This is a genomic window from Burkholderiales bacterium (assembly GCA_015075645.1).
GTDB lineage: Bacteria > Pseudomonadota > Gammaproteobacteria > Burkholderiales > Casimicrobiaceae > VBCG01.
Map to the genome: position 1 here is coordinate 311225 of JABTUF010000002.1, position 23311 is coordinate 334535.

A 23311-nucleotide genomic window follows, 5' to 3' on the forward strand; every position below is an offset into this window, starting at 1 on the left:
CAAAGACGTTGCATCGGCGCTCGATGCACCGCCACTGAAGCCGCAGGCGCTCCTGTCAACTGTCAACTGTCAACTGTCAACTGTCAACTGTCAACTGACAACTGACAACTGCAAAGCATGGCCAAGCTCACCGACCTCAAGGCGCTCCTCGACGCGAAGCGGGCGACCGAGCCGGCGCCGCAAGCGACGCAGCCGACGCCGTCGCGCCGGTCCGCCGGCGCAACCGTTGCGTCGCCCCGACGGGCCATCGCCGCGGCGAAGCATGCGGAAGGCGACATCGATCTCGCCGCCGCATTCGCCGACGTCGCGCGCATGAAACCCACGCGTCGCGCGCGGATCGCGCGCACGCCTCCGTCACCGGTCCCGCGGCAGCGCATCGCCGACGAACGCGACGCGCTCGAAGCCTCGAAATACGGCGCCGAGCCCGCGCCGCACACCTGGGACATCGGCCAGGAAACCGAGAGCGGCCAGACCTGGCTTCGCGCCGGACTCGGAACCGACGTGCTCGCGAAGCTGCGGCGCGGGCAGTGGGCGGTGCAGGCGGAACTCGACCTGCACGGCCACGACTCCGACGCCGCGCACGACGCGCTGGCGGACTTCCTGGACGAGGCCCGCTCGGCCGGCATGCGCTGCGTGCGCGTCATCCACGGCAAGGGACTCACCTCGCCCAACCGCGAGCCGGTGCTGAAGGGCAAGGTGCGCCGCTGGCTCGCGCGCTGGGACGACGTCCTCGCCTACTGCGAGGCGCCGCGCCACGCCGGCGGCGGCGGTGCCGTGCTCGTGCTGCTGCGGGGACGTTGACGTGCGACGGGCCGCGCTGGCGCTCGTCCTCGCCGTCGCGGCGACCTCCGCGTACGCCCTCGACGCGCTCCCCGGCGCGCGGGAGGTGACCTTCGACGGCAAGCGCCTCGTCCTCGCCGATTCGGGCCGGACGCCGGCGGAACACTGGCGCGAGTTCCTGCCCGCGGGTGAGACGTTCGCGCGCTGGACCGTGCTCGCGTCGATCCGCGAGTACCCCGGTCATGCCGATCCGAAGGCGCTCGCCGGTGAACTCGTCCGCGCGTTGAAGCGCAGCACGCCCGATGCTCCGATGGCGCTCCTCGAACATCCGAAGTCGGGCGATGTGATCGTCGACTTCATCACCTGGCCGCCCGACCGCGCGTTCGTCGAGTTCAACCTGTTCCGCTACGGCAAGCGGGACGGCGGCGGCGTGGTCGCGCAGCAGTATGCGCTGCGCGCGTACGGGGATCCGGGCGACTTCCTGCGCCGCCTGAAGTCCGAACGGCCGAAGCTCGTCGACGCGATGGCCAAGGCCGGTCTGGAGGCCAGGCGCTGACGTCTCGCGCGGCGGGCCTGCCGCGTTCGCCCGGACCGCGACCGCCGTCAGAGCACGCGATGGTCGAGCGCGGGCAGGCGCCCGCGCACCTGCGCGATGCGGGCCGGGTCGACGTCGCCGACCACGATGCCCGGCCCGTCCTCGGTACGCTCCGCGACGACCTCGCCCCAGGGATCGACGAGGAGCGAGTGCCCGTAGGTCCGCCGCCCGTTCTCGTGCACGCCGCCCTGCGCCGCCGCGAGCAGGTACGCCTGGTTCTCGACCGCGCGCGTGCGGACGAGGAGGTGCCAGTGCGCGCTGCCGGTCGTGTGCGTGAACGCGGAAGGAACGACGATCAGGTCGCATCCGGGGAGCGCCCGGTAGAGTTCGGGAAAGCGCAGGTCGTAGCAGATCGACAACGCGACGCATATCCCGGGCAGGTCGCAGGCGACCGGCGCGTGGCCGCGTTCGATCGTGCGCGTCTCGTCGTAGGCTTCCTCGCCCTGCGCGAAGCGGAACAGGTGGATCTTGTCGTAGCGCGCGAGGCGCGCGCCGTCGGGCCCGTAGACCAGGCAGGCGCTCTTCACCCGCGCCGGGTCGTCGCAGGCGAGCGGCACGCTGCCGCCGACGAGCACGATGCCGTGTTCGCGCGCGGCGTGCGCGAGGAACGCCTGCTGCGGCCCGTCGCCGTCGCGCTCGCGCGCGCGCACCTTGTCCGTCGCGCGCGCGCCGAGAATCCCGAAGTATTCGGGCAGGAGCACCAGTTTCGCGCCGGCGTCCGCCGCGGCGGCGACGAGGTCGCGCGCCAGATCGAGGTTCCGCGCGACGTCGCCGCCGGACACGGTCTGCACCGCGGCCACGCGGATCGGGGCATTCATCGCGGCGGCGGAGCGGGCGCAACCGGGACCGCTTCGGTGGACGGCGCGGTCGCCGTCTTTCCGGTCGCCTGCGCGTCGGCCGCCGCCACCGGCGCGCGCGAACCCACCTGCTGGACCACCGGATCGCTCCAGGAGCCGGTGATCCGGTAGTCGTAGCTGAAGATCTGGTCGAGCGGGTTGTTCATCGCGTTCTGCGCGAGCAGTGCGCCCGCGCCCACCGCCGCCGCGACGAGCGGATTCGCCGCGAGCAGCAGCATCGCCGCGCCCGCCGTGCCCGCCGAGATCGTCGCCGACAGGGCCGGCTTCACGCGGACCGCGAGGTCCTGGGTCTCCTGCGCGAGATCGACGCGGCCGCGGATGGTGACCTGCGCCGCCGGGCCGCGCATCTCGAGCGTCTCGGTCGACATCACGCCGCCCTTGATCCTGGCGTCGCCGGTGATCCGGTCGAACGAGAATCCCTCGCTGAAGACGTCGCGAAAGTCGAGCGTGATGCGGCGGGGCAGCGCCTGCAGCGACAGCACGCCGAGCAGACGCCCGATGCCCGGGTCGACCTGCAGGAACTGCCCCGCGCCGCTCTCGAGCTTGAGCGATCCGGACAGCGCCGCCGGCTCGAAGTCCGAAGGAGCGCCGGGCCATTCGAGCTGGCCGCTGAGCGTCGTCGGTGCGCCGCGAACGAGACCCGGATAGCCGAACTTCGCGAGCATCGCGTCGGCATCGTCCGCCTGCAGCGAGACGTCCAGCCGCGTGTATTGCTCCGTGCCGATGCCGCGCCACCAGCCGTCGGCCTGGATGCGCCCGGCCACGGAGGACAGCGCGAGCTTCGAGATGCGCCAGTCGGCGCCCTGCGGCGTCGCGGCGAGTTCGAGGCGTCCGAGGTCGCGGTCGCCGGAGACGAGCGACTCGCTCACGACGTCGATCGCAGGCCACGGATTCTTCGCGTCGTCCGCGCGCGCCCGCGGGCCGGTTTCCGCGCCCTGCCATGGCGTCAGTTCGCCGGCGCCCGGCAACGACAGACGGCTGAGCCGGGCGACGAGCCGCCCATTGGGCGCCGCGGGCGTCGCGCCGTGCCAATCGGCATTGCCCGTCGCCTCGCGCGACTTGATCTGGACGCGCCAGTCGTCGCCGACCGCGCGCATCGAAGCCTTGACCTCGTTGAACTTGCGCCCGAACGCGCCCAGCACGCCGACGTCGAGATCGACGCCCATCACCGAGGGCATCGACGACGCCGCTTCCGCGCCACCCCGCTCCATCACCTGCGATCGCAGTGCGAGCCAGTCGGCGAGGTTCAGCGCCGGCACGTCGCCCCGAACCCAGACACCCGTGCGACCGGCGTCGCCCGGCTGCAACGCCGCGCGGCCGAGCAGCACCATGACACGTTCGGTCGCGAGCTTGCCGCCGGCGAGCCGGCGCTTGACGACGACCTGCCCCGCGCCCGCGAGTTCGGCGCGCAGCGTGTCGCCGCCGCCCTGCGCATCGGGGATCCGCTCGACGCGCAACGCCGCAGGCGCTGCCGCGGTCTTGCCGACCGGCGAAGGCAGGTCGATCTCGACGCCGCGCAGCGTCGAATCGAGCTTCCATTGCGGTTGCCCGGCGCGATCCTCGAGCGCGAACGTCCAGTCCGCCGTGCCCGACAGGCGCGCGCCGAACCCTGCGGGGAGTTCGCCGCGCACGGCGGAGATGCTGGCGTTGCCCCGCGCCGTCATCCGCACCCCGTCATCGCCGGTCGACATCGAGAACTCGAGCGGCCCACCGAACGCCTTCGCGGTCGCGCCGGTCGTGCTGACGCTCCGCTCGGTGACGACGAAACGGGCGTTCATTTCTGCGAGCGGAGGCACGCCCGGCAGCGCGAACGCGTTGTTCTCGACTTCGAAGTCCCCGGCCACCTTCGTGGTTCCCTCCTCGCCGAGCGGAAGGTCGAAGCGCAGCTTGAGCCGCGCGCTTCCGGTGGCCTCCGCGCCGTCGAGCGCGTGGTGGGTCCATCCGGCGATCGGACTTTGCGCGACGAACGCGAGGAACTCCGCCGTCGGCCCGGTCACGGTGCCGTCGACGGTGACGATCGGCGTGTCCGCGGCGAGATCGGCGATCGTCACCCGCGTGGGCCCGACGTCGGCGCCGAGAATTCGGGCGCGCCGCGCCGCAAGCGTGAGCGCACTGCCGTCGATCCGCAGTTCGGCGTCGACCTCCCGGACGGCGGGCCAGCCCGCGGCGTAGGTGAGGCCACCGCCGCGCACGTTCGTCGTGACCGTGAATCGTCCCTGCTTCGGATCGCGGAACGGAAAGTTCGCGAGATCACCCTGCACGGCGAGCTTCGCGCCGTCGAGGGTGCCCGCGGTGAGCGCGGAGCCGAGCCACCCGCGCAGGCCGTCGCTCGTGGCGAGCGGAAGATAGCGCACGATCGCGCGCTGGTCGATCCGGCTCAACTGGACCTTGAGATCGACGACGCCAGGTCCCGAACCTGCCGCACGCCAGGTTCCGGTCGCGGTGCCGGCGGCATCCGGATTGGCGAAGGCGAGCGATTCCAACTCGACGCTGTCGAACGCGCCGCGCCAGCGCAACACGCCGTTCAGCGTGTCGAAGGAAATCGGCGCCGCGAACGTCCGCGGCAGCGCGAACGCGGTCCGGCGGCTCGCGATCCGCACGCTGCCGCCGCGCTCGTCGGCCTGCAGCCGCGCGGACAGGCCGGTGACGCCCGGCACGCCGCCCGACGGCGCGATGCCGAGTTCGACCGCCTCGGCCTCGGCGGCGAACGTCTTCGGCGCCTCGGAGGAGCCCTCCCAGCGGTACCGCATGTCGCGCAACGTGCCGCGCGGCGCGAATCGGGCGAGTTCCGTGCGCCACGACGCGGGCATCGGCAGACTCGCCGCGATCGCCGCGAGGGGGGCGAGGTCGAGCCGGTCGGCGCTGGCGCGGCCGCTCCGGTACTCCCCGTTCTCCGCGACCGACGCCTCGAACGTGAAGTCGATCGGCGTCACGACGGCGCCCTCGCGGGCGACGAGCGACAAGCCTTCGGTGGACATCCGGCGGGTCGCGCCGTCGGCGCGCCAGGCGACGCGGCCGCCGATGCGCTCCAGTTCGAGGGGCGGCAGGCCCTTCTCGAGCACCGCGTGCACGTCCTCGAGTTCGACGTCGGCGGTCAGTTCGCGCATCCGTCCTGCGGCGGCGTCGATCCAGATCCGCACGGCGCCGCGGCCTTCCTCGACGGGCACCGGCCAGGGAATCCACCCGCCCAGCGCGGCGAGGTCCGCGTAGTCGAGCTTGAGGTAGAACCGCGCGTCGATCTTCCCCCAGTCCATCGTCGTCGCGTTCACGAGGTCGGCGCGGAAGTCGACGGGGGCGGCGAGTTCGGCAGGGGGCCGGCCGGTGAGCCCGATGCGGTGATGCGAGGACCCGAGCGGATGCTCGAGCTGGAAATCGACGTCCTCGAGGACGAGCTGCGGTCGGCCGCGCGCTTCGTCGTTCCAGACGAGGAGCGCGTCGTGGATCGAGATCTCGCGCTGCTTCAGCAGCCACTCGGCGAAGCGCCCGCCGCTCGCGGCGTCCGACGGGTCGAATTCGACGCCGGCCACGCGGAACCGCCCGCCCGGGAGCCGGGTGATCACGAGTTCCGGCCGCTCGATCGCGAAGTGCTTGAGCCGCGGCTCGAACGTCGCGATCGACAGCCACGAGATGGTCGCCGACACGCTCGGCAGGAACAGATCCGGGCGCTCGTCGCCACCCCCTTGCGTCGCCCGGACGCGAAGTCCCCCGATGTCCACCGTGGGGTTCCAGCCGTCCCAGCCGGTCGTGATGCGCTCGATCGTCACCGGCGCCCCCAGCATCTGCGAGAGCCGGTCGGCGATCTGCGGCCCGTAGTTCTCGACGTGCGGCAGCAGCACGTAGCGCACGACGAGGAGCGCGGCGCAGGCGAGCGCTACGAGGATCGCGAACGCGGTTCCGGCGAACGCGACGAGGCTCCAGAAGCGCGAACGGCGCGCGATGGACTCGCCGGCGGGAGCGGGAGCGGCAGGCATAATGGGTGGAACCGTTCCGCATTCTATCGGATCGACCCGGGGCAACCGGGTCGTGCACCCTCGTCGCATGCAACTCGAAGACGCGCTCGCCTACAGCCACTACGCCCGCCGCCTCACCGAGGCGAACCCGGCGCTCGGTGACGAACTTCGCGCGAGCCTCGAAGCGCCGTTCGACTGGCACCATGCGCAGGCCGCGATCGGCGCGGTCGTGGCCGGCGACAGCGCCGCCGGCGCGATCGGCCCGGCGCTCCGCGCCCTGCGCGCACGCGTCTTCCTGCACACGCTCGCGCGCGACCTGACCGGCCGCGCGGACCTCCCCGAGGTGTGCCGCGCGATCACCACGCTCGCCGAGGTCGCGGTCGACGCGGCGGCCTCGGTCGCCCGGCGCGACCTGGTCCTCCGCCACGGGGAGCCGATCGGCGAGGAATCCGGCGCGCCGCAGCCCCTCGTCGTCGTCGGCATGGGGAAGCTCGGCGGCGGCGAACTGAACGTGAGTTCCGACATCGACCTCGTGTTCCTCTACCCGGAGGAGGGCGAGACGAACGGCGCGCGAGCGATCGCGAACCGCGAGTTCTTCGAGCGCCTCGGCCGGCGGCTGAACACCACGCTCGCCGACCTGACGGAGGACGGGTTCGTGTTTCGCGTCGACATGCGGCTTCGCCCCTACGGCGAGGCCGGTCCGCTCGCGCTGCCGTTCTCCGGACTGGAGACCTATCTCGTCACGCAGGGCCGCGCATGGGAGCGCTACGCATGGCTCAAGGCGCGCGCGCTCACCGGCGTGCCGCAGGGTGAACTCGACGCGATCGTCGCGCCGTTCGTGTTCCGCAAGTATCTCGACTACGACGCCTACGACGGCCTGCGCGACGTCCACCGGCAGATCCGCGAACAGGCCGCGCGGCGGGACGCCGAGGACGACGTGAAGCTCGGGCCCGGCGGCATCCGCGAGATCGAGTTCACCGTGCAGGCGCAGCAGATCGTGCGCGGCGGGCGCGAGCCGGCGCTCCGCGTGCGCAACACGCGCGAGGCGCTGCGGGCCCTGCGCGAGCGAGACTACCTGCCGGAGTCCGCGGCCCGCGCGCTCGACCGGGCCTACGTGTTCCTGCGCGAGACCGAGCACCGCCTGCAGTACCGCGACGACGCGCAGACGCAGGCGCTGCCCGCCGACGCGGGCGAATGGGCCGCGCTCGCGCGCTCGATGCGCTTTCCCGACGAACGCGCGTTTCGCGCGGCGCTCGACGCGCATCGCCGCGAGGCCGGGCTCAAGTTCGCGTCGGTGTTCGGCGACGGCGCCGAGCGCGCGCCGCAGGCGGGCGACGCGACCTTCGCGGGGCTCTGGTCATCGCCCGCGGCCGACGAGGCGTCGATCGCCGCGCTCGCGAAGGCCGGATTCGACGATCCCGCGGAACTGCTGGCGCTGCTCGCGCGCTCGCGCGCCGGAGCGCGCTACGCAGCCCTGCCCGCGGTGTCGCGCCAGCGCTACGACGTGCTGGTCCCGCAGATGCTCGCCGTCGCGTCCGCGCATCCGGGGCCGTCGGGCGCGCAAGCCGTGTTCCTGCGGCTCCATGCGCTCCTCGACGCGGTCGCGCGGCGCAGCGCCTACCTCGCGCTCATCATCGAGCATCCGCCGATCCTGCCGCGCCTCGCGACGCTGATGGGCGCCTCGTCGTGGGCCGCCGACTACCTGACGCGCCGGCCGCTGCTGCTGGACGAACTGCTCGATGCGCGCGCGCTCGCCGCCGAGCCCGACCACGCGGCCTGGCGCGTCGAACTCGCGCGCATGCTCGCCGACGTGGCCGGCGACCAGGAGCGCGAGATGGATGCGCTGCGCCACTTCCAGCATGCGCAGGCGTTCCGGCTGCTCGCGCAGGACCTCGCCGGGACGCTCACCGTCGAGCGGCTGGCCGACCACCTCTCCGCGCTCGCCGACGTGATCCTCGACGCGGCGCTCTCGACCTGCTGGGCCCACCTCGCCGGCCGCGACGCGAAACCGCCCGCCTTCGCCATCGCGGCGTACGGCAAGCTGGGCGGCAAGGAGATGGGTTACGCCTCCGATCTCGACCTCGTGTTCATCTACGATACGGCCGGCGACGACCCCGATCCGGACGCGACGCTCGCGCGCTACACGCGCCTCGCCCAGCGGCTCAACACCTGGCTCACCGCGACCACCTCGGCCGGCCAGTTGTACGACACCGACCTCCGGCTGCGTCCGGACGGCGCGAAGGGGCTGATCGCGACCTCGCTCTCGTCGTTCAAGCGCTACCAGCGCGAACACGCGTGGACCTGGGAGCACCAGGCGCTCACCCGCGCGCGTCACTGCGCGGGCGACGCCGCGATCGGCGCGGCGTTCGAGGCCGACCGCATCGCGCTGCTCTGCCTGCCGCGCGACCGGGCGAAGCTCGCGGGCGAAGTGGTCGAGATGCGCCGGCGCATGCACGCCGGCCACCCGAATCCGACCCGGCATTTCGACCTCAAGCACGACATGGGCGGCATGGTCGACATCGAGTTCACCGTCCAGTACCTGGTGCTCGCGTTCGCGCACGACCACGTGACGCTCACCGGCAACCTCGGCAACATCGCGCTCTTGCGGATGGCCGGCGAACTCGGCCTCGTTCCCGCCGAACTCGCTTCGCGCGTCGCCGACGCCTACCGCGAGTATCGCCGGGTGCAGCACGCGGTGCGGCTGACCGGCGCTCCCTCGGCTCGCGTCGATCCCGCGGCGCACGCGGCACGCCGCGCCGACGTGGTCGCGCTGTGGATGGCCGTCTTCGGCGCGCCCTGGCAGGCCCCGCCGGCCGAACGTTCCTGACGGCCTCGTCGCCCGGGTTCAGCGCGCGATCGCGGCGGACCGGCGGCGGTCGCGCGATCGGCGTGCAGAGCGCGCGCCCGGCTCGGCCGCGAGTTCGCGTCCGGAGCGCTCGAGTTCCTCGCGGGCGAGGCAGTGCATCACCGCCCGCCAGGCGGCCTCGTCGCGCGGCCCCGTCCGGCCGAACACCGCGGAGAACATCCTCCGCTGCAGCGTCGAGAGCCGCCGCTCGAGCGCCCTCCCGGCGGCCGTCAGCGCGAGCCGGCGCACGCGCGCGTCGTCCGGATCGGCGAGCCAGGCGATCAGGTCCTGCCGCTTCAGATCCCGCAACGGGCCGGCGAGCGACTGCTTCGACACCGCGAGCGTGCGGCGCAACTCGCCCACGGTCGGACGCTTCAGGCGCGCCACGAAGAAGAGGACGCGGTGGTGGGTCCGCGCGAGCGCGCGCTCGGCGAGCAGCCGGTCGGCCTCGCCCACGAAGCCGCGGTAGGCGAAGTACATGAGCTCGATCGCGGCGTCGAGCGCTGCCTCGCGCGCGCTCACCGTGCCCCCCGTCTTGACCCGCGGTCGGGGAGCGACGAAAATAGGTCAACCTGCATGACCTATTTTGCCCGGGATCGGGCGCCGGAGGCAAGCCGGCGGCGGGAAGGTAGAATCCCGGGCGACACGAGAAGGAGCGCAAGCGATGTCGATGGCGGACCGTGACGGCTGGATCTGGTACGACGGCAGGCTCGTGCCGTGGCGCGAGGCCACGACCCACGTGCTCACCCACACGCTGCACTACGGGATGGGCGTCTTCGAGGGCGTCCGCTGCTACAAGACGGTCGACGGCCCGGCGATCTTCCGGCTCGCCGACCACACCGCCCGCCTCGTCAATTCGGCGCGGATCTTCGGCATGAAGATCCCCTATTCGCCGGCCGAACTCGAGGAGGCCCAGAAGGAGTGCGTGCGGAAGAACGGCCTCGACTCCTGCTACATCCGCCCGATCGCGTTCTACGGCAGCAAGGCGATGGGCGTCGCCGCGAAGTCGAACCCGGTCCACGTCGCCATCGGCGCGTGGCCCTGGGGCGCGTACCTCGGCGCGGACGGCATCGAGAAGGGCATCCGCGTGAAGACCTCGTCGTACACGCACCACCACCCGAACATCACGATGTGCAAGGCGAAGGCGGTCGCGAACTACTCGGTGTCGATCCTCGCGAACCAGGAGGTCACGCACGACGGCTACGAGGAGGCGATGCTGCTCGACCCGCAGGGCTTCCTCTGCCAGGGCTCCGGCGAGAACGTGTTCATCGTGCGCGGCGGCGCATTGCACACGCCCGACCTCTCCGGCGGCGCGCTCGAAGGCATCACGCGCGAGACCATCATCGAGTTCGCGCACGAACTGCGCATCCCGGTCTACCAGCGGCGCATCACGCGCGACGAGGTCTACATCGCCGACGAGGCGTTCTTCACCGGCACGGCGGCCGAGGTGACCCCGATCCGCGAGTACGACCAGCGCGCGATCGGTTCGGGGTCGCGCGGGCCGGTCACGAAGAAGCTGCAGGACCTCTTCTTCGAGACGGTGAACGGGAAGAACGCCGCGAAGAAGCACTGGCTAGCGAAGGTGTGACGATGGACGGCTCCCCCGCGGCGAAGACGGACGACGCGGTCGTCGTCGATCCGAAGCACCTGCCGGCGTTCTGCCCCAATCCGGCGATGCCGCTGTGGAGTTCGCACCCGCGCGTGTTCCTCGACCTCGAGCCGACCGGCGAGGCCTCCTGTCCCTACTGCGGCACGCGCTATCGCCTCGCGGGCGGACCGCGCGCGGGCGGCGGGCACTGACCGCGGCGTCGCCGCCGCGCGGCGATCCGGGGCGGCCGCGAACGCAGGACGCAACGAGAACCGGGCGATGGATCGCACGCTGATCGTCGCGCCCTCGTGGGTCGGCGACGCGATCCTGGCCGAGCCGCTCGTCTCGCTCCTGCGCGAGCACGGCGAGGAGCCGTCGATCGACGTGCTGGCGCCGCCGTGGTGCGCGCCGGTCTACGCGCGGGTACGCGGCATCCGCAGGATCATCGAAAATCCGATCGGACACGGCCGCCTCGCGCTCGCGGAACGGCGACGCATCGCGCGCGAACTCGCCGCGGAGCACTACGCGCGCGCGTTCGTGCTGCCGATGAGCTTCAAGTCGGCGCTGATTCCCTGGCTCGCGCGCGTGCCCCGGCGCACCGGCTTCCGCGGCGAGATGCGGCGGGTGCTGCTGAACGACGTCCGCAAGCTCGACCGGCGCGAACTGCCGCGCCTCGTGGACCGCTTCTGCGCGCTCGCCGGACCTCCCGGCACGCGCGTACCGATGCCGCCCGCCCCGGTGCTGGTGCCGGACCTCGCGAACCGCAACGCCGCGATCAGGACGCTGCGGTTGAAGGGCGAAGGACCGGTCGCGATCCTGTGCCCGGGCGCGGAATTCGGGCCGTCGAAGCGCTGGCCACCGACGCACTTCGCGACGCTCGCGCGCCTCTTCGCCGAGGCCGGAGCGCGCGTGTGGCTGCTGGGTTCGCCCAACGACAAGCTCGCCGCCGACGCGGTGAAGGCCGCCGCCGGCGACACGATCCGCGCGATCCGCGACGTCACCGGCCGGACCGACCTCGGCACCGCGATCGACCTGTTGTCCGCGGCCACGGTCGTCGTCAGCAACGATTCGGGACTGATGCATGCGGCCGCCGCGGTCGGCGTGCCGGTCGTCGCGCTGTTCGGCAGTTCGTCGCCGGTCTACACGCCGCCGCTGTCGCCGCAGGCGAGCATCGCGAAGATCGACATCGCCTGCAGCCCCTGTTTCAAGCGCGAGTGCCCGCTCGGGCACTTCAAGTGCATGCGCGAACTCTCGCCCGCGCTGGTCTACAATCTGGCGCGCCCGAGTCTCCCGCCGCCCGCCTGACCATGGCCAAGGTCCGCACGCCCCCGATCTACACCACGCCGCAGGACGCCGCGCTCGCGTTCTACCAGGCGTTCGAGGCGCGCGACCTCGACGCGATGATGGCGACCTGGGCCGACGACGAGGAAGTGGTCTGCGTGCACCCGGGCGGCCCTCGCCTCGTCGGTTACGAGGCGATCCGCAACGCGTGGGAGCAGTTGTTCGCCTCGGACGCGCGGCTGCGTTTCCGACTCGAGCAGCCGATCGCGATCGACACCGTCGGGCTCGCGGTGCAAAGTGCGATCGAGCACGTCTTCCTCGCCGACGGCAGCCCGCGCGGCATGGCGGTCGCGACCAACGTGTTCATGCGCACGCCGACCGGCTGGCGCATGGTCTGCCACCATTCGTCGCCGTCGCCGACGGTCGTCGCGTCCACGCCGTCGGGCCCGTTGCACTAGCCTGTGGGTCGGGCTTCAGCCCGACAGGCCTCGTACCGATGCGATGCAGACGCGTCGGCCTGAAGGCCGACCTACGTGGGGGTGGTGGGTCGGGCTTCAGTAACCGTGTTGGATGTCAAGCCTGGAAGGGCTGATGATCGCGAACCATGGCGTTAAGGATGCGCAGGAGTTTGTGCATGCACGCCACGATCGCGACCTTCTTGACCTTCCCGGCAGCCACCAGGCGTAGATAGAAAACCCGGATCACCGGATTGCTGCGGATCGCCGTCAGCGTGGCCATGTAGAGCACGCGGCGAACCTCGAAGCGGCCCCCCTGGATCCAGCGGCGTCCTTTCTTCTGCCCCGAGTCTCGCGCCATCGGCGCGACCCCCACCAGCGCGCTGATCTCGGCCCGCAGCAGCGTCCCAGTTCCGGCAACCCAGCGATCAGCGTCGCGCTGGCTACCGGCCCGATGCCTCGGGTCGACCGAAGTAACCGGTCGAGTTCCTCGTGGTGGTGCGCCACATGGGTCTGCATCTGCCGGTCGATCTGGTCGAGCTGGCGTTTGATCGACTCGATCATCGCCTCGATGCTCGGCCGCACCTTGCCAGGCCGCGAGGGACTCGAGGCGCTGTCGTTCGGACAGCAACATGCCCAGCAGCTGGCGCCGGCGCGTCACCCAAGCCGCCAAGTCCTGCACCTGTTCGTCCACCGGCGGTTTCAGGTAGCGTTGGAAGTCCGGCGCGTGCCTCAGCATCTGCCCGAACTCGGCCAGCACCCGCGCATCGATCCGGTCCGTCTTCGCCCGGGCCCACCCCTTGGCAAAGTCCCGCGCCCGCTTCGGATTGACCACCGCCACCGCCAGCCCCGCCGCCTGCAGCGCACGCCAGCGGCGCTTCGCCGTCGCCTCGGTGGCCTCCATCACCACCAGCGCCCCGCCGGCACCTGCGCCACCAGCTCCGTGTGCCCTTCCGGATCGTTCCCGAACTCCCCCGCCGGCCCCGTACCGCCCAGCGTCACCACCTCGACGCTCGCCTTCGCCACATCGATCCCCACCACCACCTTGATTTCGGACATGGTCTTCGCACCTCGTGCTTGTCAATGCGCGCTGGCCTTACGGCCGCGCACGTAACCGTTCGAGTTCACGAAGACCGGCGCGGCCGCGCGCCATGGACTGAAGCACGGGTTCGACTTACCCTGGCCGGAAACAGGCTGCGCGTCCGAGTCCGGACTTCTCCTCCACACTCTACCGCGCCGGTCTGCCAACAACATACAAGCCCGACAGGCCTCGTACCGATGCGATGCAGACGCGTCGGCCTGAAGGCCGACCCACCACTCTCGCCCGTGGGTCGGGCTTCAGCCCGACAGGCCTCGTACCGATGCGATGCAGACGCGTCGGCCTGAAGGCCGACCCTCTCGCCCGTGGGTCGGGATTCAGCCCGACAGGCCTCGTACCGATGCGATGCAGACGCGTCGGCCTGAAGGCCGACCCACCACTCTCGCCCGTGGGTCGGGCTATGCCCGACAGGCCTCGTACCGATGCGATGCAGACGCGTCGGCCTGAAGGCCGACCCACCACTCTCGCCCGTGGGTCGGGCTTCAGCCCGACAGGCCTCGTACCGATGCGATGCAGACGCGTCGGCCTGAAAACCGACCCACCATTCTCGCCCGTAGGTCGGGATTCAGCCCGCGCACGCCTCGTACCGATGCGATGCAGACGCGTCGGCCTGAAGGCCGACCCACCACTCTCGCCCGTGGGTCGGGCTTCAGCCCGACAGGCCTCGTACCGATGCGATGCAGACGCGTCGGCCTGAAGGCCGACCCACCATTCTCGCCCGTGGGTCGGGCTTCAGCCCGACAGGCCTCGTACCGATGCGATGCAGACGCGTCGGCCTGAAGGCCGACCCACCACTCTCGCCCGTGGGTCGGGCTTCAGCCCGACAGGCCTCGTACCGATGCGATGCAGACGCGTCGGCCTGAAGGCCGACCCACCATTCTCGCCCGTGGGTCGGGCTTCAGCCCGACGCCGTTCGTGCCGAAACGAAGGAAAGACGTCGACAACCGTTCAACGCTTCCGTGGCCGCTCGCGCTCGTCGGCGTCCACTGCCACCGGGTCGCTCGCCGGAAACGTCGCGGCGAGCGCGTCGTCGAGCTCACGATCCACCTGTTTCGTGTCGCGGCGCACGCGGCGCGGAGGCGCTGGAGGCGGTGCCGTGAAGTCGGGGCGGCGGCGTTTCGCTTCGCGTGTCATCGGGCCGTCCGACCGGTCATCGCGTCCCGCCGACCGTCATGTTCTCGATGCGCAGCGTCGGCTGCCCGACGCCCACCGGAACGCTCTGGCCGTCCTTGCCGCAGGTGCCGACACCGGTGTCGAGGCGCATGTCGTTGCCGACCATCGTCACGCGCGTCAGGCAATCCGGGCCGTTGCCGATCAGCGTCGCCCCCTTCACCGGATGGACGAGCCTGCCCTTCTCGACCTTCCACGCCTCGGAGGCGGAGAACACGAACTTGCCGCTGGTGATGTCGACCTGCCCGCCGCCGAAATTGGCCGCGTAGAGTCCGTCGTCGACCGACGCGAGCACCTCGGCCGGATCGCGGTCGCCGGCGAGCATGATCGTGTTGGTCATCCGCGGCATCGGCAGGTGCGCGAAGGACTCGCGCCGGCCGTTGCCGGTCGGCGCCGCCCGCATCAGGCGCGCGTTCATGCGGTCCTGCATGTAGCCGGTCAGCACGCCGTCCTCGATCAGCACGGTGCGCCGGGTCGCCTGCCCCTCGTCGTCGACGTTGAGCGAACCGCGGCGGCGCTCGATCGTGCCGTCGTCGACCACCGTGATCCCCTTCGCGGCGACGCGCTGGCCGACGCGGCCGGAGAATGCGCTCGTGCCCTTGCGGTTGAAGTCGCCCTCGAGCCCGTGGCCGATCGCCTCGTGCAGCAGAATGCCGGGCCAGCCGGGTCCGAGCACGACGGTCATCGGACCGGCCGGCGCGTCCTTCGCCGACAGGTTGAGGACGGCCTGGTCGACCGCCTGCTTCGCATAGTCCGCGAGCAACGCGTCGTCGAAGTACGCGTAGCCGAAGCGGCCGCCGCCGCCGGCGTGGCCCTGCTCGCGCCGGCCGTGCTCCTCGACGATCACGGTGATCGACACGCGAGCGAGCGGCCGGACGTCGGCGACGATCTCGCCGTCGCTCCGCGCGATCAGCACCGTCTCCTGCTCGCCCGCGAGCGAGGCCATCACCTGCACGACCCGCGGGTCCGCCGCGCGTGCCTTCCGTTCGAGCCGCTCGAGCAGCGCGACCTTCGACGCCTCGTCGAGGCTCGCGACCGGGTCGTCGCCGCGGTAGAGCGTGCGCGCGGCGCCGCGCCGGCCGACCGGCGCAGAGGCGCTCTGTCCCTGGCGGCCGATCGCACGCACCGCGGCCGCGGCGTCGTCGAGCGCGGAGGCCGAGATGTCGTCGGAGTAGGCGTAGGCCTGGCGCTCGCCCGACACCGCGCGTACCCCGACACCGCGGTCGATCGAGAAGCTTCCCGATTTGACGATGCCTTCCTCGAGGCTCCAGCTCTCGAAACGGGCGTGCTGGAAATAGAGGTCGGCGAAGTCGACGTCGTGGCGGTGGATCGCGCCGAGCACCCGCGTCAGCGCGTCGTGCGACAGGCCCGCGGGCGCGAGCAGGAGCGCGCTCGCATGAGCGACGAGCGATTCGCTGACCGGAGGAACGGAGAGGTCCATCAGTGGGCAGTTGACAGTTGTCAGTTGACAGTCGGCATGCGAGGCAACGCGCCCATTCTACGCCCCGTGGTCTGCGGACCCTCTGCACTTCATCCCGATGGCGCCCTGCGACCGCGCGTTGCCGACTGACAACTGACAACTGACAACTGTCAACTATCGACTGCCCGCTGCTGCCCCAGGTAGGTCGCGGCGACGCGCGGATTGGCGGCGAGTTCCGCGCTCCGACCCGAGAGCACGAGTTCCCCGGTCTCCAGCACGTAGCCCTCGTCGGACACCTGCAGCGCGGCGCGCGCGTTCTGCTCGACCAGCAGGATCGACACGCCGGCTTCGCGCAGCGCCACGACGATGCTGAAGATCTCCTTGACGACGAGCGGCGCGAGCCCGAGCGAGGGTTCGTCCAGCATCAGGAGTTTCGGTCGGCCCATCAGCGCGCGGCCGAGCGCGAGCATCTGCCGCTCGCCTCCGGACAGCGTGCCGGCGAGTTGCGTCCGTCGCTCGAGCAGCCGGGGGAAGCGGTGGAACACCTCGTCGAGCGAGCGCTTGACCGCCGCTTCGCCGTCGCGGCGGCGCGCGAACGCTCCGAGCGCCAGGTTGTCGGCCACGCTCATCGAGGCGAAGAGCTCGCGCTTCTCGGGCACGAGCACGAGACCGCGGGCGACGCGCTCCTCGACCGAGCGTCCCGCGAGCGATTCGCCGAGGTAGCGCACCTCGCCCTGCGCGGGCAGGAGGCCCATGACCGCGCCGAGCAGCGTCGTCTTGCCCGCGCCGTTCGGTCCGATCACCGTGACGATGCGACCTTCGCCGGCGACGAGCGAGACGTTGTGGACCGCTTCGACCTTCCCGTAGCGGACCGAGAGCGACCTCACTTCGAGCAGCGGAGCGCCGGACGCCGTCGTCATACGCCACCCAGGTAGGCTTCGCGCACGGCCGGGTTGCGTTGGATGTCGGCGGGCAGCCCCTCCGCGAGCTTCTCGCCGAAGTCCATGACGACCAGCCGGTCGGCGAGTCCCATCACGAACTCCATGTCGTGCTCGACGAGCAGGATCGTCATGCCCTCGCCCTTGAGCGTGCGCAGGAGCGAGGCGAGCGACTGTTTCTCGAGGTAGCGCAGGCCGGCGGCCGGCTCGTCGAGCAGGAGCAGCGTCGGATCGCAGGCGAGGGCGCGCGCGATCTCGACGATGCGCTGCTGCCCGAGCGCGAGGCTCCCGGCCGCGTCGAACGTATGCGCCGCGAGGTCGCAGCGCGCGATCTGGCGCGCCGCCTCGGCGCGCGTGCGCTCCTCCTCGCGCCGGTCGAGACGCAGCGCCGCGCGTCCGACCCCCGCGCGGCCGCGCAGGTACGCGCCGAGCGCGACGTTGTCGAGCACGCTCATTCCCGGAATCAGCTTGACGTGCTGGAAGGTGCGACCGACGCCCCGGCGCGCGATCTCGTGCGGCGGCCGGCTGCCGATCGACTCGCCGCAGAACCGGATGTCGCCGGAGGTGAGCGGCAGCGCGCCGGAGATGAGCGCGAACGTCGTGCTCTTGCCCGCGCCGTTCGGCCCGATCAACCCGACGATCTCGCCCGCGCGGATGTCGAACGAGAGATCGTTCACGGCGACGAGCCCGCCGAAGGCCTTGCGCGCCGACTTCACCTCGAGCAGCGGACCTTCGCCGGTCGCGTGATCGCGGGGCGCGAGCGGCTCGGCCTCCCGCACCGGTGCGGGCGGCGCCTTCGGCAGCAGGCGCTCGATCCACGGCCAGACCCCGTCGCGTGCGCGTTGCAGGAGCACGATCAGGAGCACGCCGAACACGACCATCTCGAAATTGCCGGTCCGCCCGAGCAGTGTGGGCAGGACGTCCTGCAGCACCTGCTTCAGCACGGTGATGAGCGTCGCGCCGACGACCGCGCCCCACACGCTGCCGGCACCGCCGACGACCGCCATGAACAGGTACTCGATGCCGGCGATGATCGAGAACGGCGTCGGGTTCACGAACCGCTGCAGGTGCGCGTAGAGCCACCCCGACAGGGCCGCGAGCAGCGCGGCGTAGACGAACACCACGATCTTGAGTCTCGCTCCGTCCACGCCGAATGCCTCGGCCATCTCGAAGCCGCCGCGCAGCGACCGGATCGCCCGACCCGGCCGGGAGTCGAGCAGGTTGTTCGTCGCCCACAGCGAGAGGAGCGTCGCGCCCCAGATCAGGTACCAGATCGCCCGCTCGTCGCGCAACTCGAATCCGGCCACCGAGATCGCCGGAATGCCGGTCATGCCGGTGTGCCCGTCGAGGAACTCCAGGTTGCCGAACAGGAAGTACAGGCTGATGCCCCACGCGATCGTGGCGAGCGGCAGGTAGTGGCCGCGCATCCGCAGCGTGATGAACCCGAGCGCGAGCGCGACCGCGCCGGTGAACGCGAGGCCCACCACGAGCGTGAGCCACGGCGAGGCGCCGTAGCGCGTGGTGAGGTACGCGGTCGTGTACGCGCCGAGCCCGACGAACGCCGCCTGTCCGAACGAGGTCTGCCCGGCCACGCCGGTCAGGAGCACGAGGCCCAGCGTGACGATGCTGTACAGGCCGATGTAGTTGCCGAGCGTGACCCAGAACGGCGGCGCGACGAGCGGCGCCACGGCCACGAGGACGACGAACACGACGACGGCGGCGGCGGACCAGGCGAGACGCATCGTGACGATCCGTTTCGCCTACTCGTCTTCGTCGTGGTGCTGCGACGTGAGACTCCGCCAGAGCAGCACCGGGATGATGAGCGTGAAGACGATCACCTCCTTGAACGCGCTCGCCCAGAACGACGAGAACGACTCCAGCAGCCCGACGAGCAGCGACCCCGCGGCGGCGACCGGATAGCTCGACAGACCGCCGATGATCGCGCCGACGAAGCCCTTGAGCGACACGAGGAATCCCGAGTCGTAGTAGACGGTCGTGATCGGCCCGATCAGCACGCCGCAGAACGCGCAGACCAGCGCGGCGAGCGTGAAGGTGAGCATGCCGGCGAAGTTGGGCGAGATGCCCGCGAGGCGCGCACCCACACGGTTGACCGCGGTGGCGCGCAGCGCCCGCCCGTAGAGCGTCCGGTTGAAGAACAGCGCGAGCGCGACGATCAGCGCGAGGCTCGTCGCGACCACCAGCACGCTCTGCCCGCTCACGATGAAGCTGCCCCAGGTGAGCGACGCCGCGGTGAACGGGGGGGTGCGCGAGCCTTCGGCCCCGAAGAACCACAGGCCCATGCCCAGCATCGCGAAATGGAGCGCCACCGAGACGATCAGGAGCACGAGCACCGACGCTTCCGCGATCGGTTGGTAGACGATCCGGTACATGAGCGGACCGAGCGCGGTGATCGCGACGAGCGTCAACAGGATCTGCACGACGAACGGCAGCGCGAGTGGCGCGGCCGCTTGCAGCAGGCCGGCGATCGCCAACGGAGCCCCCGCCCACAGGACCAGCCGGCGGACGAGGCCCCCGGCGTCGCGCTGCCGCAGCGCGCGGACGATCTCCATCGCCCCCGCGACCGCGGCCATCGCGGCCAGGAGGCCCGCGATGCCGGATGCCTTGCCGAGCTGCAATCCGGCGAGCGTCAGCGTCGAGAACGCGACGAACTCGCCCGACGGCACCCAGATCACCCGCGTGACCGCGAAGACGAGCACCAGGGAGAGCGCGAGCAGCGCATAGACCGCGCCGTTGGTGACGCCATCCTGCGCGAGCAGCGCGGCGATCGAGAGGTCCATCGCGGGAGCCTACCAGACACGCGACGGGCCGGCGGGGGTGGCCCGGCCGGCCCGTCGGGGAACGTCGAGGGCTACTTCACCAGCACCCACTTGCCGTTGTCGATCTTCACCATCACGCGCGCCCGGTTGTCGAGGCCGTTGTGATCGTGCGGGGTCATCACGAACACCCCGTGCGTCGCCACGACGTTCGCCTTCTCGAGCGCGTCGCGGAGCGCCGCCCGGAACGCCTTGGTGCCGGGCTTGCCGTGCTTGAGCGCCTCGGGGATCGCGCCGCGCAGCAGCATGTAGCTGTCGTAGGCGTGCCCGCCGAAGGTCGACCGCGTGCCGAACTGCTTCTCGTAGGCGGTGACGTACTCGGCCGCGACCTTCTTGATCGGGTTGCTGTCGGGGAGTTGTTCCCAGACGAGCATCGGGCCGACCGGGAGCAGCGTGCCGTTGCCGTCCGCGCCGACGACGCGCAGGAAGTCCGGATTCGCCACCCCGTGCGTCTGGTAGACCTTGCCCTTGTAGCCGCGCGCGGCGAGTTCCTTCTGCGGCGTCGCGCCCGGCGTGCCCGCCGCGCCGATCAGGATCGCGTCCGGCTTCGCGGCGATGAGCTTCAGCACCTGACCGGTCACCGAGGTGTCGTTGCGGTTGTATTTCTCCTCGGCCACCACCTTGATGCCTGCGGTCTGGGCCGAGCGCTTGATCTCGGCGAGCCAGCCGTCGCCGTACGCATCCGCGAAGCCGATGTAGCCCATCGTCTGCACGCCGTTCGCCTTCATGCTGACCGCGATGGCGTCGGCCATCAGCGCGTCGGACTGCGGCGTCTTGAACACCCAGCGCGTCTTCGGATTCGCCGGGTCGACGATGCGCGACGCGGCCGCCATCGAGATCATCGGCGTCTCGCCTTCGACCGCGGCGTCGATCATCGCGAGCGAGTTGGGCGAGGTGGTCGAGCCGACCACGACGTCGACCTTGTCCTCGGAGATGAGTTTTTTCGCGTTCTGGACCGCCTTGGTCGTGTCCGACGCGTCGTCGAGCACGATCCAGTTGATCTTCTGCCCGGCGATCGTGGTCGGCAGCAGCGTGAAGGTGTTCTTCTCCGGGATGCCGAGCGATGCGGCCGGGCCGGTCGCCGAGAGGGTGACACCGACGTTGATGTCGGCGAACGCTGCGGGGGCGACCGCCATCGAAACGGCGGTGGCGAGTGCTGTCGCGAGCTTGCGTGGAAACATGGTCCTCCTCCGGGCAATCGTGGGGAACCGGCCGGACCATGGCGGCGCTTCAACCGCGCCGGGACCGCCGGGATCGTCGTTCTCGTCCGGCCGGAGCGCGTTCGCGCTCCGCGTCGCCTGCGACGTACCGGCCGGATTCTGGCAAGGCGGCGACTCGCGGTCAATGCGGCGAACTTGACCGAAATCACGCCGCCGCGTCCCGGACACCGCCGACGGTCAGCCAGGCGAGCACATCGCGACCGCGCCGGGGCCGTAGCCCTCGGCCACGCCGCCCGCGGCCACCATTCGGTCGCGCGTGTCGGGCGACAGGGTGTACCGGTGGTTGGTATCGGGACGCCGATTCCAGATGCGATAAACCGGCAGCGTGCCCGACGGACATGCGCCGGTTGCGCGATCCGGGCTCGCGAGTTGCATCGCGGCGGGACTCTCGAGCACGAACTGCGGATAGACCGCCTGCGCGATCGCGCATTCGTCCGGATTCGCGGAGAAGAAGTGGGAACTGCCGAATCCCGGCGGCAGCCAGAAACGGCAGATCGGCACGCTGCCCGCGACCGCCGACGCGAAGGCGCGGAAGCCCTCGCCGGTGCGCCGCCACCCGGCGATCGCGCCCGAGTCGAGGCCCGCGATCTCCGCGGGATCGGAAGTGATGAAGTAGTGGTCGAGACCCGCGTGGTGATACTCGACGACCGGGACCGTGCCCGCGGGGGCGCTCCCGAGCCGGAGGATCCGGCCCCCGCCGAAATCGGCGAGGTAGATCTCGCCCGCCTCGTCGCGCCCGAACGTGCTGACCTGGAATCCCGCCGTGCCGATGAAGCGCCGCGTGTAGCCTTCGGCGTGCGAGCCGACCGCGGCCCACAGCTTGCCGTTGCAGAAATCGGCGAACAGGTACGCGCCGCGCACCTCGGGCAGCGCGCTGCCGAGGTTCACCTCGCCGCCGGTGACCGAGCAGCCCTCGTCGTGCGGGTAGCTCACCACCGGCGCCGTGTAGCCGGAAGATGCGCAGGGCGCACCGCCGCCGAGCCCGGTGCAGCGATCGCCTTCGAGCACGCGCCAGCCGAAGTTGGGCGGCTGCGCGCCGCTCGCCACGACGTCGATCTCCTCGAACGCGTCCTGTCCGACGTCGCCGATCCACAGGTCGCCGTTGCGCGGATCGAACGCGTAGCGCCAGGGGTTGCGCAGGCCGACCGCCCAGATCTCGGGCCGCCCTCCTCCGTTCGCATACGGATTGCCCGGCGGGATCGCGTAGGGCGCGCCGGCGTCGACGTCGATGCGCAGCATCTTGCCCAGCAGCGAACCCGGATCCTGCGCCCGGTTCTGCGGGTCGTTGCCGGCCCCGCCATCGCCCATCCCGATGTAGAGGAGGCCATCGGGGCCGAAGCGCAGACCGCCGCCGTTGTGGTTCGCGTACGGCTGGTCGATCACGAGCAGCACGCTCGCGGACCCGGGATCGGCGCGGTCGGGCGTCTCCGGAGGAACGAGGTAGCGCGCGATGACACTGGCGCCATCCGGCTTGCGCGTGTAGTTGACGTAGAAGAGTCGCGTCGATGCGAAGCGCGGGTGGAACGCAATGCCGAGGAGGCCGCGCTCGTCGCCGGCGATCACGACCGCGCGCAGATCGATGAAGGGCGAAGCGGCGAGCGCGCCATCACGCAGGATGCGGACGATCCCGTCCCTCTGCGCGATGAAGAGCCGCCCGCTGCCGTCGCCCGCGTGCGTGATGTCGATCGGGGACGCGAGGCCGGCGGCGACCTGGACCAGCGGCAGCGGCTGCGGTTGCGCGAGCGCGACCGGTGCGTGAGACGCGACGAGGACGGCGAGCAGGCGGAGGGTTCGGTGCATGGGCCTCTCCCGCGTGCCCGCCCCCCGGCCGGGCCCGCGTGGCGTTCGGGTCAGCGCTTCAGCAGATCGCGGATCTCGCGCAGCAGCACGACATCCTCGGGCGGGGCGGCGGGGGGCGCGGGCGGGGTCTCGCGGCGCAGGCGATTGATCGACCGCACCATCAGGAAGATGATGAACGCGAGGATCGCGAAGTTGATCGCGACGGTGAGGAAGCTGCCGTAGGCGAACAGCGGGACGCCCGCCTTGGTGAGCGCCTCGTAGGTCATCGGCCCCGAGTAGCCCGCCGGGGGATCGCGCAGCAGCACGAACCAGTTGGTGAAGTCGAGGCCGCCGAAGATCCGGCTCACGACCGGCATGATGATGTCCTTGACGAGCGAGTCGACGATCTTGCCGAAGGCCCCGCCGATGATCACGCCGACCGCGAGGTCGACCACGCTGCCCTTCAGGGCGAATTCGCGAAACTCCTTGGCGAACGCCAT

At 71.2% G+C, this 23311-nt stretch carries 18 protein-coding genes and 1 pseudogene; 7 read left to right on the forward strand and 12 right to left on the reverse strand.

What is annotated here, in order from left to right; genetic code table 11:
- The first annotated feature begins 117 nt into the window (after positions 1–117).
- On the forward strand, positions 118–801 hold the full coding sequence (locus tag HS109_04915) for a Smr/MutS family protein (GenBank protein MBE7521710.1): 684 nt from the start codon (positions 118–120) through the stop codon (positions 799–801).
- A gap of 1 nt (position 802) precedes the next feature.
- Positions 803–1336 (forward strand): hypothetical protein, encoded by a 534-nt coding sequence (locus HS109_04920; protein MBE7521711.1) that lies wholly within the window; start codon positions 803–805, stop codon positions 1334–1336.
- Between the two features lie 47 nt (positions 1337–1383).
- Here HS109_04920 and HS109_04925 read toward each other — a convergent pair whose 3' ends face one another.
- Both HS109_04925 and HS109_04930 read right to left on the reverse strand, forming a co-directional pair.
- Complete coding sequence (locus HS109_04925; GenBank protein MBE7521712.1) at positions 1384–2193, reverse strand: carbon-nitrogen hydrolase family protein; 810 nt, start codon at positions 2191–2193, stop codon at positions 1384–1386.
- The gene (locus HS109_04930) at positions 2190–6203 is read right to left on the reverse strand and encodes a TIGR02099 family protein (protein ID MBE7521713.1); all 4014 of its coding nucleotides are present in this window, start codon (positions 6201–6203) and stop codon (positions 2190–2192) included. The genes HS109_04925 and HS109_04930 overlap by 4 nt, the downstream gene beginning before the upstream one ends.
- Positions 6204–6270: 67 nt before the next feature.
- Between HS109_04930 and glnE the strand changes: the two genes are divergently transcribed.
- Entirely contained in the window at positions 6271–9009 is a 2739-nt protein-coding gene (gene glnE / locus HS109_04935) for a bifunctional [glutamate--ammonia ligase]-adenylyl-L-tyrosine phosphorylase/[glutamate--ammonia-ligase] adenylyltransferase (GenBank protein ID MBE7521714.1), read from the forward strand.
- Between the two features lie 18 nt (positions 9010–9027).
- On the opposite strand, the gene HS109_04940 is transcribed toward glnE, so the two are convergent.
- On the reverse strand, positions 9028–9549 hold the full coding sequence (locus HS109_04940; GenBank protein ID MBE7521715.1) for a winged helix-turn-helix transcriptional regulator: 522 nt from the start codon (positions 9547–9549) through the stop codon (positions 9028–9030).
- A 142-nt stretch (positions 9550–9691) separates the two neighbouring features.
- Here HS109_04940 and HS109_04945 point away from each other — a divergent pair, with 142 nt between their 5' ends.
- From HS109_04945 to HS109_04960, 4 genes are all read left to right on the forward strand, one after another.
- Complete coding sequence (locus tag HS109_04945; protein MBE7521716.1) at positions 9692–10615, forward strand: branched-chain amino acid transaminase; 924 nt, start codon at positions 9692–9694, stop codon at positions 10613–10615.
- A 2-nt stretch (positions 10616–10617) separates the two neighbouring features.
- Positions 10618–10827: a zinc-finger domain-containing protein gene (locus HS109_04950; GenBank protein MBE7521717.1), complete on the forward strand. Its 210-nt coding sequence runs from the start codon at positions 10618–10620 to the stop codon at positions 10825–10827.
- Positions 10828–10894: 67 nt separating this feature from the next.
- Entirely contained in the window at positions 10895–11920 is a 1026-nt protein-coding gene (gene waaF / locus HS109_04955) for a lipopolysaccharide heptosyltransferase II (protein ID MBE7521718.1), read from the forward strand.
- A gap of 2 nt (positions 11921–11922) precedes the next feature.
- The gene (locus HS109_04960; GenBank protein MBE7521719.1) at positions 11923–12354 is read left to right on the forward strand and encodes a nuclear transport factor 2 family protein; all 432 of its coding nucleotides are present in this window, start codon (positions 11923–11925) and stop codon (positions 12352–12354) included.
- 115 nt (positions 12355–12469) lie between these two features.
- On the opposite strand, the pseudogene HS109_04965 reads toward HS109_04960, so the two are convergent.
- The 9 genes and pseudogenes from HS109_04965 to mscL form a co-directional block, all read right to left on the reverse strand.
- Positions 12470–13410, reverse strand: a pseudogene (locus HS109_04965) (IS110 family transposase).
- A 988-nt stretch (positions 13411–14398) separates the two neighbouring features.
- Positions 14399–14584 carry a hypothetical protein gene (locus HS109_04970; GenBank protein MBE7521720.1) on the reverse strand — a complete coding sequence of 62 codons (186 nt, stop codon included), beginning with the start codon at positions 14582–14584 and terminating at the stop codon, positions 14399–14401.
- Between the two features lie 16 nt (positions 14585–14600).
- Positions 14601–16061, reverse strand: coding sequence for a metalloprotease TldD (tldD, locus tag HS109_04975; protein ID MBE7521721.1), 1461 nt, complete (start codon positions 16059–16061; stop codon positions 14601–14603).
- A gap of 149 nt (positions 16062–16210) precedes the next feature.
- Positions 16211–16960, reverse strand: coding sequence for an ABC transporter ATP-binding protein (locus HS109_04980; GenBank protein MBE7521722.1), 750 nt, complete (start codon positions 16958–16960; stop codon positions 16211–16213).
- The gene (locus tag HS109_04985; protein MBE7521723.1) at positions 16957–18720 is read right to left on the reverse strand and encodes a branched-chain amino acid ABC transporter ATP-binding protein/permease; all 1764 of its coding nucleotides are present in this window, start codon (positions 18718–18720) and stop codon (positions 16957–16959) included. The genes HS109_04980 and HS109_04985 overlap by 4 nt, the downstream gene beginning before the upstream one ends.
- 18 nt (positions 18721–18738) lie before the next feature.
- Positions 18739–19776 carry a branched-chain amino acid ABC transporter permease gene (locus HS109_04990; protein MBE7521724.1) on the reverse strand — a complete coding sequence of 346 codons (1038 nt, stop codon included), beginning with the start codon at positions 19774–19776 and terminating at the stop codon, positions 18739–18741.
- 71 nt (positions 19777–19847) lie between these two features.
- Positions 19848–20993, reverse strand: a complete 1146-nt coding sequence (locus HS109_04995; GenBank protein ID MBE7521725.1) for an ABC transporter substrate-binding protein — start codon at positions 20991–20993, stop codon at positions 19848–19850.
- A gap of 216 nt (positions 20994–21209) precedes the next feature.
- The gene (locus HS109_05000; GenBank protein ID MBE7521726.1) at positions 21210–22832 is read right to left on the reverse strand and encodes a PQQ-dependent sugar dehydrogenase; all 1623 of its coding nucleotides are present in this window, start codon (positions 22830–22832) and stop codon (positions 21210–21212) included.
- 50 nt (positions 22833–22882) lie between these two features.
- Positions 22883–23311, reverse strand: coding sequence for a large conductance mechanosensitive channel protein MscL (mscL, locus tag HS109_05005; GenBank protein MBE7521727.1), 429 nt, complete (start codon positions 23309–23311; stop codon positions 22883–22885).